This is a genomic window from Enterobacter sp. CFEC122, assembly GCF_052983755.1.
This window is the reverse complement of sequence record NZ_JBRIQR010000006.1, coordinates 111,719-123,916: the sequence shown is the minus strand read 5'-3', so window position 1 is coordinate 123,916 and position 12,198 is coordinate 111,719. Positions and strand designations below refer to the sequence as shown.

At 55.2% G+C, this 12,198-nt stretch carries 12 protein-coding genes; 6 read left to right on the top strand and 6 right to left on the bottom strand.

Annotation, left to right across the window (positions count from 1 at the left end):
• The 4 genes from aaeA (at position 1) to ACVCAM_RS06555 (ending at position 4,769) form a co-directional block, all read left to right on the top strand.
• On the top strand, positions 1-933 hold the full coding sequence (gene aaeA / locus ACVCAM_RS06570) for a p-hydroxybenzoic acid efflux pump subunit AaeA (protein WP_008502842.1): 933 nt from the start codon (positions 1-3) through the stop codon (positions 931-933).
• 5 nt (positions 934-938) lie between these two features.
• Complete coding sequence (gene aaeB / locus ACVCAM_RS06565; protein WP_008502841.1) at positions 939-2,906, top strand: p-hydroxybenzoic acid efflux pump subunit AaeB; 1,968 nt, start codon at positions 939-941, stop codon at positions 2,904-2,906.
• A gap of 90 nt (positions 2,907-2,996) precedes the next feature.
• Positions 2,997-4,451: an NAD-dependent succinate-semialdehyde dehydrogenase gene (locus ACVCAM_RS06560; protein WP_008502840.1), complete on the top strand. Its 1,455-nt coding sequence runs from the start codon at positions 2,997-2,999 to the stop codon at positions 4,449-4,451.
• A gap of 45 nt (positions 4,452-4,496) precedes the next feature.
• Positions 4,497-4,769: a barstar family protein gene (locus tag ACVCAM_RS06555; protein ID WP_008502839.1), complete on the top strand. Its 273-nt coding sequence runs from the start codon at positions 4,497-4,499 to the stop codon at positions 4,767-4,769.
• A gap of 61 nt (positions 4,770-4,830) precedes the next feature.
• Here ACVCAM_RS06555 and yhcN (ACVCAM_RS06550) read toward each other — a convergent pair whose 3' ends face one another.
• The 3 genes from yhcN (ACVCAM_RS06550) to argR all read right to left on the bottom strand — a co-directional run bounded on the left by yhcN (ACVCAM_RS06550) (position 4,831) and on the right by argR (position 6,317).
• Entirely contained in the window at positions 4,831-5,097 is a 267-nt protein-coding gene (gene yhcN / locus ACVCAM_RS06550) for a peroxide/acid stress response protein YhcN (RefSeq protein WP_008502838.1), read from the bottom strand.
• A 110-nt stretch (positions 5,098-5,207) separates the two neighbouring features.
• Complete coding sequence (gene yhcN, locus ACVCAM_RS06545) at positions 5,208-5,471, bottom strand: peroxide/acid stress response protein YhcN (RefSeq protein WP_008502837.1); 264 nt, start codon at positions 5,469-5,471, stop codon at positions 5,208-5,210.
• 375 nt (positions 5,472-5,846) lie between these two features.
• Positions 5,847-6,317, bottom strand: a complete 471-nt coding sequence (gene argR, locus ACVCAM_RS06540; RefSeq protein ID WP_008502836.1) for a transcriptional regulator ArgR — start codon at positions 6,315-6,317, stop codon at positions 5,847-5,849.
• Positions 6,318-6,714: 397 nt separating this feature from the next.
• Here argR and mdh point away from each other — a divergent pair, with 397 nt between their 5' ends.
• Positions 6,715-7,653 (top strand): malate dehydrogenase, encoded by a 939-nt coding sequence (mdh, locus tag ACVCAM_RS06535; protein WP_008502835.1) that lies wholly within the window; start codon positions 6,715-6,717, stop codon positions 7,651-7,653.
• A gap of 56 nt (positions 7,654-7,709) precedes the next feature.
• Here mdh and degS read toward each other — a convergent pair whose 3' ends face one another.
• The 3 genes from degS to zapG all read right to left on the bottom strand — a co-directional run bounded on the left by degS (position 7,710) and on the right by zapG (position 10,806).
• Positions 7,710-8,777 (bottom strand): outer membrane-stress sensor serine endopeptidase DegS, encoded by a 1,068-nt coding sequence (gene degS, locus ACVCAM_RS06530; protein WP_447093554.1) that lies wholly within the window; start codon positions 8,775-8,777, stop codon positions 7,710-7,712.
• Between the two features lie 91 nt (positions 8,778-8,868).
• A complete protein-coding gene (gene degQ, locus ACVCAM_RS06525; RefSeq protein WP_021242281.1) occupies positions 8,869-10,236 on the bottom strand; it encodes a serine endoprotease DegQ in 1,368 nt (455 codons plus the stop codon).
• A gap of 171 nt (positions 10,237-10,407) precedes the next feature.
• Positions 10,408-10,806 carry a Z-ring associated protein ZapG gene (zapG, locus tag ACVCAM_RS06520; protein WP_008502832.1) on the bottom strand — a complete coding sequence of 133 codons (399 nt, stop codon included), beginning with the start codon at positions 10,804-10,806 and terminating at the stop codon, positions 10,408-10,410.
• A gap of 189 nt (positions 10,807-10,995) precedes the next feature.
• On the opposite strand from zapG, the gene zapE reads away from it, so the two are divergent.
• On the top strand, positions 10,996-12,120 hold the full coding sequence (gene zapE / locus ACVCAM_RS06515; protein WP_407223716.1) for a cell division protein ZapE: 1,125 nt from the start codon (positions 10,996-10,998) through the stop codon (positions 12,118-12,120).
• The last annotated feature ends 78 nt before the right edge of the window (positions 12,121-12,198 follow it).

The following is a 12,198-nucleotide window of genomic DNA, read 5'->3' as shown; positions in this document are numbered from 1 at the left end:
GTGAAAACGCTAACAAGAAAAATCTCCCGCACTGCCATCACCATGGCGCTGGTTATCCTCGCCTTCATTGCCATTTTCCGCGCCTGGGTCTATTACACCGAATCACCGTGGACGCGTGATGCACGCTTCAGCGCCGATGTGGTGGCCATCGCCCCTGACGTGGCCGGTCTTATCACGGCGGTTAACGTTCACGATAACCAGCTGGTGAAAAAAGATCAGGTTCTGTTCACCATCGACCAGCCTCGATACCAGAAAGCGCTGGAAGAGGCGGAAGCGGACGTGGCCTATTACCAGGCGCTGGCTGCGGAGAAACGCCGTGAGGCGGGCCGCCGTAATCAGCTTGGCGTTCAGGCAATGTCCCGTGAAGAGATTGACCAGTCCAACAACGTGCTGCAAACCGTGCTGCACCAGCTGGCGAAAGCAGAAGCAACGCGCGATCTGGCGAAGCTCGATCTGGAGCGTACCGTGATCCGCGCGCCGTCTGATGGCTGGGTGACCAACCTTAACGTCTATACCGGGGAATTCATTACCCGTGGCTCAACCGCCGTGGCGCTGGTGAAACAGAACTCTTTCTATGTACTCGCCTATATGGAAGAGACCAAGCTGGAAGGCGTACGTCCCGGCTATCGGGCAGAAATCACGCCGCTGGGCAGCAACCGCGTCTTTAAAGGTACCGTCGACAGCGTCGCCGCAGGGGTCACCAACTCCAGCAGTTCGCGTGATGCAAAAGGGATGGCAACGGTGGATTCCAACCTCGAGTGGGTGCGTCTGGCCCAGCGCGTGCCGGTCCGTATCCACCTGGACGAACAGCAGGGCAATCTGTGGCCTGCCGGTACCACGGCGACGGTGGTGATTACTGGTGAAAAAGATCGGGATGCCAGCCAGGACTCGTTCTTCCGTAAAATCGCCCACCGTCTGCGCGAGTTTGGTTAATCGCTATGGGCATCTTTTCCATCGCCAGCCAGCACATTCGCTTCGCCGTGAAGCTGGCGTGTGCCATTGTGCTGGCGCTGTTTGTTGGCTTTCACTTCCAGCTTGAAACCCCGCGCTGGGCAGTGCTGACGGCCGCGATTGTCGCGGCGGGTCCCGCCTTTGCCGCGGGTGGGGAACCCTATTCAGGCGCGATCCGCTATCGCGGAATGCTGCGTATCATCGGGACGTTCATCGGCTGTATCGCGGCGCTCACCATTATTATCCTGATGATCCGCACGCCGCTGCTGATGCTGATGGTGTGCTGTATCTGGGCGGGCTTCTGCACCTGGATCTCATCCCTGGTGAAAGTGGAGAACTCCTATGCCTGGGGTCTGGCGGGCTATACCGCGCTGATTATTATCATCACCATCCAGTCCGAGCCGCTGCTGGCTCCGCAGTTTGCGGTGGAGCGATGCAGTGAGATTGTCATTGGTATCGTGAGTGCAATTGTCGCGGACCTGCTGTTCTCCCCGCGCTCCATCAAGCAGGAAGTCGACCGTGAGCTTGATGCGCTGATTGTCGCCCAGTACCAGCTGATGCAGCTCTGCATTAAGCACGGCGATAGCGAAGAGGTGGATAAAGCCTGGAGCGGGCTGGTTCGCCGCACGCAGGCGCTGGAAGGGATGCGCAGCAATCTCAATATGGAGTCGTCACGCTGGGCTCGCGCTAACCGTCGTCTGAAAGCCCTTAATACGGTCTCGTTAACGCTGATTACCCAGGCATGTGAAACCTACCTGATTCAGAACACGCGCCCGGAAGTGGTCACCGATACGTTCCGCGAACTGTTCGCTGAGCCAGTGGAAACGGTGCAGGACGTGCACAAGCAGCTTAAGCGTATGCGCAGGGTTATTGCCTGGACAGGGGAACGTGACACGCCGGTAACGATCTACACCTGGGTCGGCGCCGCGACGCGCTACCTGCTGCTGAAACGCGGCGTGATCGGGAATACCAAAATCAGCGCGGCGGAAGAAGAGGTACTGCAGGGCGAAGTGGTGATCAAGCCGGAATCCGCCGAGCGCCATCACGCGATGGTCAACTTCTGGCGTACGACGCTTGCCTGTATGCTCGGCACGCTGTTCTGGCTGTGGACGGGCTGGACGTCCGGCAGCGGCGCGATGGTGATGATTGCCGTCGTGACCGCACTGGCGATGCGTCTGCCTAACCCGCGTATGGTCGCCATCGATTTCCTGTACGGCACCCTTGCCGCCCTGCCGATCGGCGCGCTCTATTTTCTGGTCATCATCCCGTCGACGCAGCAGAGCATGCTGCTGCTCTGTATTAGCCTGGCAGTGATGGCGTTCTTTATCGGTATAGAAGTGCAAAAGCGGCGTCTGGGATCGCTGGGGGCGTTGGCGAGTACGATTAACATCATCGTGCTGGATAACCCGATGACCTTCCATTTCAGCCAGTTCCTCGACAGCGCGTTAGGTCAGCTGGTGGGCTGTTTCCTGGCGATGATGGTGATTCTGCTGGTCCGCGATAATTCGCAGGCAAGAACGGGCCGCGTGCTGTTGAACCAGTTTGTGTCGGCCGCCGTGTCGTCGATGACAACCAACACCGCGCGTCGAAAAGAGAACCATCTGCCCGCGCTCTACCAGCAGCTGTTTTTACTGCTGAACAAGTTCCCGGGCGACATTGCCAAGTTCCGCCTGGCGCTGACCATGATCATTGCACACCAGCGTCTGCGCAATGCGCCGGTGCCGATCAACGACGATCTGTCGGCCTGGCACCGCCAGCTGCGTCGTACCGCGGACCACGTGCTTTCCGCCAGCAGTGATGACAAACGACGTCGCTACTTTACGCAGCTGCTTGCAGAGCTTGATATCTACCAGGAGAAGCTTAAAACCTGGGAAGCGCCACCTCAGGTGACCGAGCCGGTAGGACGGCTGGTGTTGATGCTGCATCGCTACCAGAATGCCCTCACGGATAGCTGACTGAAGTAAAAAAACCGACGCCAAAAGCGTCGGTTTTTTTGTGGCTATACTTATTCCAGCACGTTCTTACATTTCAGGAAGGGAGGACACATGACGACCCAGGCGCTTCAGGATCACATCCTTTTTCAGACCGGTTATCTGGTCAACGGGATCTGGAAAACGCTGGACACGACCTTCGATGTGCTTAACCCCGCTACCGGGGAAGTCATCGCGAAAGTCGCGAAAGCGGGTAAAGCACAAACCGAAGAGGCTATCGCAGCGGCCACCAAAGCCTTCCCGGCCTGGCGTGCCAAAACCGCGAAAGAGCGCTCGGCGATTCTTTATCGCTGGTACGAACTGATTATTGAGAATAAAAGCTGGCTCGGGCAGTTAATGACCACCGAGCAGGGCAAGCCGCTGAAAGAAGCGGAAGGTGAGGTGGAGTACGCTGCCAGCTTTATCCAGTGGTTTGCCGAAGAGGCCAAGCGCGCCAACGGTGAAATTATTCCGCCGATCAAACCCGGCTCGCGCATTCTGGCGACCCGCGAACCCATAGGCGTGGTGGCGGCGATAACGCCGTGGAACTTCCCAATGGCCATGCTCACCCGCAAATTAGGCCCGGCGCTGGCTGCGGGGTGCACCGGAGTGATCAAACCGGCCAATAACACGCCGCTCAGTGCCTTTGCGCTGCTCACCCTGGCAAAACAGGCCGGCGTACCCGACGGCGTGCTCAACGCTGTGGCCGGGAATACCCATGAAATCAGCGATGCGATTATGGCAAGCCGAGACGTGCGTAAAATCTCCTTTACCGGCTCGACCTCCGTCGGCAAAACGCTGGTGCGTAATGCTGCCGAAACCATGAAAAAAGTCTCGATGGAGCTGGGGGGAAATGCCCCGTATATCGTTTTTGAGGATGCAGATATCGACGCGGCGGTGAAGGGGGCGATTGCCAACAAGTTCCGCAATGCCGGGCAGGTCTGCGTCAGCGTGAACCGTTTTTATATTCAGGAAACCGTCTACGACAAGTTTGTGAATAAACTTGCCGATGCCGTGAAGGCGCTCAAGGTGGGGAATGGCCTTGACGAGGGCGTCGTTGTCGGACCGCTGATTGAATCTGCTGCGGTTGACAAGGTGCGTGAGCATGTCGACGATGCCGTCTCCCGGGGGGCAACCGTACTGGCAGGGGGGAAGCCCCATCCGCTTGGCGGGAATTTCTGGATGCCAACCGTGCTGGGCGACTGCCATGAAGGCATGAAGCTGGCAGAAGAAGAGACGTTTGGCCCGGTTGCGGCGTGTTTCCGTTTCACCTCGGAAGATGAAGTGATCCAGCGTGCCAACAACACACCCTACGGTCTGGCGGCTTACTTCTATACCCAGAATCTCTCACGTGTTTTCCGCGTTTCGCAGGCGATCGAGAGCGGGATGATTGGTATTAACGAGTGTGCCGTCTCCACGGAGCTGGGGCCCTTTGGCGGCGTAAAAGAGTCAGGCCTGGGTCGTGAGGGCTCCGTGCTGGGCCTGGAAGAGTATCTGGAAGTGAAAACCCTTCACATTGGGGGATTATAATAGACAGGGCGGCATCTGCCGCTCGCCTGGACTGGGTGGCTGGCAATGAAAACCTATACCTTTGATTTTGACGAGATCGACAGTCAGGAAGACTTCTACCGTGAATTTATCCGGGTGTTTGATCTTGAACGGGAAAGCGTGACAAATCTGGATACGCTGTGGGACGTGGTGACCGGTAGCCTGCTGCCGCTACCGCTGGAAATTGAGTTCATCCATTTGCCCGATAAGCTGCGCAGACGTTTTGGCGCATTGATATTACTGTTCGATGAAGCGGAAGAAGAGCTGGAAGGGCAGCTGCGTTTTAACGCGCGGCACTGAATGAAAAAAGCCCCTGACCATCAGGCCAGGGGCAAGTCGTATGATGAGATACGACGAGGGTTTATTTATACAGTTCTGCAGTTGCATGCCAGTGGTCACCCTGATTCAGTTCGGTGACGCGATAGCTGCTGGCACCTGCTTTTTCAGCTTTGGCAGCCAGTTCGTGACGGATATCCATCGGAGAGCCGGTAACAGACGTCACGGAGATGCTGCCCATAGGCTGCAGATTTTGTGCCTGGTCGGCATTCACCTGCTGTACGGCTGCGCTTGCGCCGAAAGAGAGAACAGATGCCAGACCGAGGGTTGCGATGATCAATTTGGTTTTCATAGTCTTTACTCCTGAATAGGGTTTTTGCTCAACGGCGAGAAGGGTTGAAAAGCTATTTTTATGCCTGGTGCCGTTGAGTGGAGATTTACGTGTTCAGTTATTGCTCAAACTTATTTGTACAGCTCAGCGGTGGCGTGCCAGTGTGCACCAGAGCGCGCTTCGATGATGCGATAGGATGACGCACCCTTTTCTTCCGCTTTTTTGTTCAGCATCTCATGCATGTCCATTGGCGATGTGCCGACCGCGCCGACAGAAACCGTACCGATGGCCTGGCGGGATTGCGCCTGGTCAGCATTGATAGCGTCAGCCGCGAAGGCACCGAATGACAGGACAGACAGGACGCTCAGCGCCGCTACAGTTGATTTGATTTTCATGATTTTTACCTCGTCGAATTTTTTAGTGGGGTCTTGTTTCGTGACCCTCATCACAAAATCAAGTATACACTAATAACGGAAAAAATTAATACCAGACTAATGGTTTCTATTGTTATTACGTGTTAACCAGTCTTTTTTTTATAACCAAATTGCATAATATTGGGTGTTTTTTGCACATTTTAGTTGGTTATATCTAATGAAATCATATGGATATCAGCTTTTGATTTTTTGTGCGATTTTTTGATTTAGCATTCACTAGGTGAATGTTAATGGGTGGTAAAAAGCACTATTTGTCAAAGGCAGAGGCAGTGAAAAAGAGGGGGAAACGGTGTGGAAGCAGAACGTTCCCCGCAGCGGCGCCACGGGGAAAGGGGATTAGAGTTCCTGTTCGAACAGAACCAGAATCGCTTCGTGGAGATCTTTAACGGAGAAACCGCTGGCTGGCGTGGTAAAGATGGTGTCATCACCGGCGATAGTCCCGAGGATACCTTCCGTTTTACCCAATGAGTCCAGCATGCGGGCAATCAGCTGTGCGGCACCTGGGCTTGTGTGGATCACCACAACGGCATCGTTGTAGTCGATATCCAGAACCAGATTCTTGAGCGGGCTGGAGGTGGTCGGCACGCCAAGTTCAGCCGGCAGGCAATAGACCATCTCCATCTTGGCGTTACGGGTACGTACCGCGCCAAATTTCGTTAACATGCGGGAGACCTTCGACTGATTGATGTTGTCGAAGCCCTGTTCCTGCAGCGCCTGAACAATTTCTCCCTGAGAACTGAATTTCTCTTCTTTAAGTAGCGCTTTAAACGCCTTTACTAATTCTTCTTGCTTAGACGAGCTTCGCATAAGTCACCCGGAATATGACGATAGAAACAACATTATTATGCATGTGGATGAATTTTTATGCAAATTATCTACTCAGCGCCAGGCTGAAATAATGTTATGAAAGGGAGTGATTTTATCAGAATTCGTTATCAGAAAACATGCCTGGGTCACGCCGCGCAAATAAGCTTAAAAGTAAATTAAATGTTATCAAAATGATGTTGTTTTGGTGGCGGGGCAGGGTGTATTGTAACCACCTCTTAATTCGTTGCCGTCTGTCGTCAGATAGCCTTCTGAAGAGAGATAAAGTCGCGCGACCTCAAATTCTTTAGCTACGAAAATTGTAATTAAACACTTGCTGAATTATGGTCGCCGCAACGGATTTACAGATACTTAAGTTAACCATAATAAGGAGTTTAGGATGAAAGTCGCAGTCCTCGGCGCTGCTGGTGGTATCGGCCAGGCGCTTGCCCTACTACTGAAAACCCAACTGCCTTCAGGCTCAGAACTCTCCCTGTACGATATTGCTCCGGTAACCCCAGGCGTGGCGGTTGACCTGAGCCACATCCCTACCGCTGTAAAAATCAAAGGCTTCTCCGGTGAAGATGCGCGTCCTGCTCTGCAGGGTGCCGACGTGGTGCTGATTTCTGCAGGCGTGGCGCGTAAGCCAGGCATGGATCGTTCAGACCTGTTCAACGTCAACGCGGGCATCGTGAAAAACTTGGTGCAGCAGATTGCTGAAGTGTGCCCGAAAGCGTGCATCGGTATCATCACTAACCCGGTGAACACCACCGTTGCTATCGCGGCAGAAGTGCTGAAGAAAGCAGGTGTTTACGACAAAAACAAACTGTTCGGCGTAACCACGCTGGATATTATTCGCTCCAACACCTTTGTTGCTGAGCTGAAGGGCAAACAGCCAACAGAAGTGGAAGTGCCGGTCATCGGCGGTCACTCTGGCGTTACCATCCTGCCTCTGCTGTCGCAGATCCCAGGCGTGAGCTTCACCGAGCAGGAAGTGGCTGACCTGACTAAACGCATCCAGAACGCGGGCACCGAAGTGGTGGAAGCGAAGGCGGGTGGTGGTTCTGCAACCCTGTCTATGGGCCAGGCGGCTGCACGTTTCGGTCTGTCACTGGTTCGCGCCCTGCAGGGCGAGAAAGGCGTTGTTGAATGCGCCTACGTTGAAGGCGATGGCGAACACGCTCGCTTCTTCTCTCAGCCGCTGCTGCTGGGCAAAAATGGTATCGAAGAGCGTAAATCCATTGGTACGCTGAGCGCGTTTGAACAACACGCGATGGAAGGCATGCTGGATACGCTGAAGAAAGATATCACCCTGGGCGAAGAGTTCGTTAACAAGTAATACGAACCGTCTCCCGGCAAAAAAACGGAGCTTATCGCTCCGTTTTTTTATGCCTGTCAGTTCGTTGCCGGGTATTCCTGAATGGTGACCTGCAGCGTCAGTTTCTTATCGTTGCGCATGACTTCAACAGGGATGATAGAGCCCGGGCGAATTTCTGCCACCTGGTCCATCGTCTCCAGCGCAGAAACCGCCGGCGTGCCGTTGACCGACACAATGACGTCATTGACCTGAATCCCCGCGTTGGCCGCCGGCCCCCCTGGCGCCACCTCGTTCACCACGATGCCCTGGATCTGATCGATCCCGCCACCCTGGGTATGCATCGGCGCAATTTCACGGCCACCGATACCGATATAGCCGCGGATCACGCGTCCGTCGCGGATCAGCTTATCCATAATTTTGGTCGCCAGCTGGAACGGAATGGCAAAGCCGATCCCTTCCGGCGTCTCGCCGTCGTTACTCTTATCGAACGAGAGGGTGTTGATGCCCACCAGTTCGCCCAGCGAGTTGACCAGCGCACCGCCGGAGTTACCGTGGTTGATGGAGGCATCGGTTTGCAGGAAGTTCTGCCGCCCGGATGGGTTGAGGCCAATACGCCCGGTCGCGCTGATAATCCCCTGGGTGATGGTCTGGCCCAGGTTGTAAGGGTTACCAATCGCCAGGACGACGTCACCAATATGCGGGGTACGTTTACGGTTGATCGGGATGACCGGCAAACCGCCCGTGGCGTTAATCTTCAGGACGGCGAGGTCAGTCAGGCTGTCAGAGCCAACGAGTAATGCCTCAAACACGCGGCCATCCTGCAGGGCGACGATGATCTGGTCGGCATCGTTTATCACGTGCTTGTTGGTAATAATGTAGCCGCGCTCGTCCATGATTACCCCGGAGCCGAGAGTGCGGATCTCCAGCTGGTTATGGGCTGAGGTATTCAGGCCACGGTTATAGACGTTAACTACGGCAGGTGCGGCACGGCGAACGGCCTGGTTATAGGTGGCCGGCGTTTCATCCGTGCTATCGAACTGAGGGGCCGACAGTTTATTGAACTGACGTAAAGACGGCAGCGCCAGCAGCAGCAGGCCAGCGACAATCAAACCGATGACAATAGAACGTAAGAGCTTTAAAAGCATGATGCGCGTGTCGTTAAAAAAGGAACGATTTGCAGCATAACATGAGTTATCCGGACATCACACGCAGCGGTGATGTCCGGGTCGCAAATGCTTAGCGCAACAGAATATAGATAGACTCATTGCCGCGCATGACCTGCAGGGCAATAACCGCCGGTTTACTCTCCATCACCTTGCGCAGTTCGGCAATGGACTGCACGCGATTGCGGTTTACCCCAATGATCACATCTTCCTGATGCAATCCGGCCTGTGCGGCAGGGCTGCTCTTCTCAACGGTGTCGATGCGAATGCCTTTCGTACCGTCTTTCAGCTGTCCATCGCTCAGCGTCGCACCCTGCAGCGCCGGGGCGATCAGCTCCGCACTGGCAGAGGAGGAGGTGCTCTTATCCAGCGTCACTTCAACGTCCAGCGGCTTACCGTCACGGATCAGACCCAGCTTCACTTTGGCGCCGGGTTCGGTGGTCGCTATCCGCGAGCGCAGCTCGGCAAAGCTGCTCAGCGGCTTGTCGTTGAGGCTGACGATCACATCGCCCGATTTGATACCTGCTTTTGCCGAGCCGGAATTAGGCAGCACTTCACTGACAAACGCCCCGCGCTGTACGTTGATGTTGAACGCTTTGGCGATATCGGCGCTCATCTCCATACCTTTAATACCCAGCAGCCCGCGTTTGATTTCGCCGAACTGAATGAGCTGCTGCGCCAGGGTTTTGGCCATATTGCTGGGAATCGCAAAACCGATCCCGATGCTGCCGCCACCCGGGGCCAGAATGGCTGTGTTGATCCCAATCAGCTCACCGTTAAGGTTAAGCAATGCCCCGCCGGAGTTCCCGCGGTTGATTGAGGCATCGGTCTGGATAAAGTTTTCCAGCCCTTCCAGATTGAGGCCGCTGCGTCCCAGCGCGGAGACGATCCCGGAAGTGGCGGTTTGCCCTAAGCCAAAGGGGTTACCCACGGCGACGGCAAAATCACCGACGCGCAGTTTGTCGGAGTCCGCGATGGCAATCTGGGTCAGGTTACTCGGGTTTTGTACCTGCAACAGCGCAATGTCGCTCTGGTCATCACCGCCAATCAGTTTGGCATCAAATTCGCGGCCATCGTTTAGCTGGACGCTGATTTTATCGGCCTGGCTGATGACGTGATTGTTAGTCAGAATGTAGCCTTTTGCCGCATCAATAATGACGCCGGAACCCAGGCCTTCAAAAGGCTGGGCCTGCTGGTCGGGAGACTCATCGCCAAAATATTTTTTCAGTTCTTCAGGGACGCGTTGGCTTTGTACCGCAGTGCCCTCAACCTGAACGCTGACCACCGCAGGCAACACTTTTTCCAGCATGGGTGCGAGGCTTGGAATGGCCGCCTGGCCAGGCACCTGGGAGGGAAGGGCGGCAAATACAGGGACGGACGCCGAGAGAGATAACCCGACACTTAACGCGATAGCGCTCAACAGCTGGTTTTTTTTCTTCATCGATGTTGACTCTCGTAACCTGGAATAAAGGAAAAACGGCCCCAAAAACACGTTGATGTTATTGAATTTTAAACCGCTGAACAATGAGGTGTTTAACTAAATGATAGCTGGGGTCAGGAAGAAAGGACGGGCGCAATCGCTGCGCCCGTAAAATAAATTCAGGTTGTGCGATTAATCGCGTTTTACACCGCCGCGCAGCAGGCCGGACGCGCCGTCTGAATAGTCGCGAGGCATCTGAACAGGCGCCTGGTCGTTACCGGCTTCAGAGTCTGCCAGACGGTTGCGGAACGGATTGGTTTCCGCCGTCATTTCCGGCAGCAGGCTGCTGGAGCTTTTTGCCATATGCTGATACAGCTGACGATAGTCGGTCGCCATGTTGTCCAGCAGCTCGGCGCTACGGGCAAAATGGCTGACCAGCTCTTCACGATACTCTTCCAGCTCGGCTTTGTTCTTTTCCAGTTCGTACTGCAGTGACTGCTGCTGACGCAATTTGCGATTACCGAAACGCATGGCCACAGCACCGATGACGATGCCGACGACTAAACCGATTAGCGCATATTCCCAGGTCATGAACTTCTCCCGTTGTCTTGTTGTTCCGTAGGGTGTTGGCTCGGCTCCTGCCTGTGCCTGATAATGCCACTATAACCGCTATTTCCGTAGAAGTGGAATCCTGACGTATCATCGCGTAGTGTAGAACGGCCTTTTTTTCATCAGTCACGTCTGCTGGTGAGCGTTAATTGAAGGAATAACAATAAGATTATGCAAAACCTGTCCCCTGCATCGCGATATCAACTGGCCCTAAACGAGGGCACTCATCAGCCGGATGACGTACAGCGTGAGGCGGTAAGTCGTCTGGAGATGATTTATCAGGAACTCACGGCCAAACCCGCTGAAACCGAACAGAATGGTGGGCTAAAGGCGGCATTTGGACGGTTGCTTGGAAAAAAAACGCCACAGGCCCACGCGCCGGTGCGCGGTCTATATATGTGGGGCGGGGTCGGTCGCGGAAAAACCTGGCTGATGGACATGTTCTACCAGAGCCTGCCGGGGGCGCGTAAACAGCGTCTGCACTTCCACCGCTTTATGCTGCGTGTGCATGAAGAGCTGACTGCGCTGCAGGGTAAAAGCGATCCGCTGGAGATTGTGGCCGACAGGTTCAAGGCGGAAACGGACGTGCTCTGCTTCGATGAATTTTTTGTGTCTGACATCACCGATGCCATGCTGTTAGGCGGCCTGATGAAAGCGCTTTTTGCCCGCGGGATCACGCTGGTGGCCACGTCGAATATTCCGCCGGATGAGCTTTACCGCAACGGCCTGCAGCGGGCACGCTTCCTGCCTGCCATCGACGCCATTAAGCAGCATTGTGACATTATGAACGTTGATGCCGGTGTCGATTATCGCCTGCGCACCTTAACCCAGGCGCACCTGTGGCTCTCGCCGTTAAATGCAGAGACCACCCGCGAGATGGATAAACTCTGGCTGGCGCTGGCGGGGGCAAAACGCGAGAACGCCCCGGAACTCGAGATTAACCATCGCCCGCTGCCAACGCTCGGCGTTGAAAACCAAACGCTGGCGGTCTCCTTTACGACGCTGTGCGTTGATGCCCGCAGCCAGCACGACTACATTGCGCTTTCACGTCTGTTCCACACCGTGATGGTGCTGGATGTGCCGGTGATGACGCGGCTGATGGAGAGCGAGGCGCGGCGCTTCATCGCGATGGTGGACGAGTTTTACGAGCGCCACGTTAAGCTGGTGATTAGCGCCGAGGTTCCTTTATATGAGATCTACCAGGGGGAGCGGCTAAAGTTTGAGTTCCAGCGCTGCCTGTCTCGCCTGCAGGAGATGCAGAGCGAGGAATACCTGAAGCTGGAGCATATGCCATAAATGCCACCCTCTCCCTGTGACGGGGGACTTGTAGGCCGGGTGAGGCGCAGCCGCCACCCGGCATTTTCCACCGCCTCG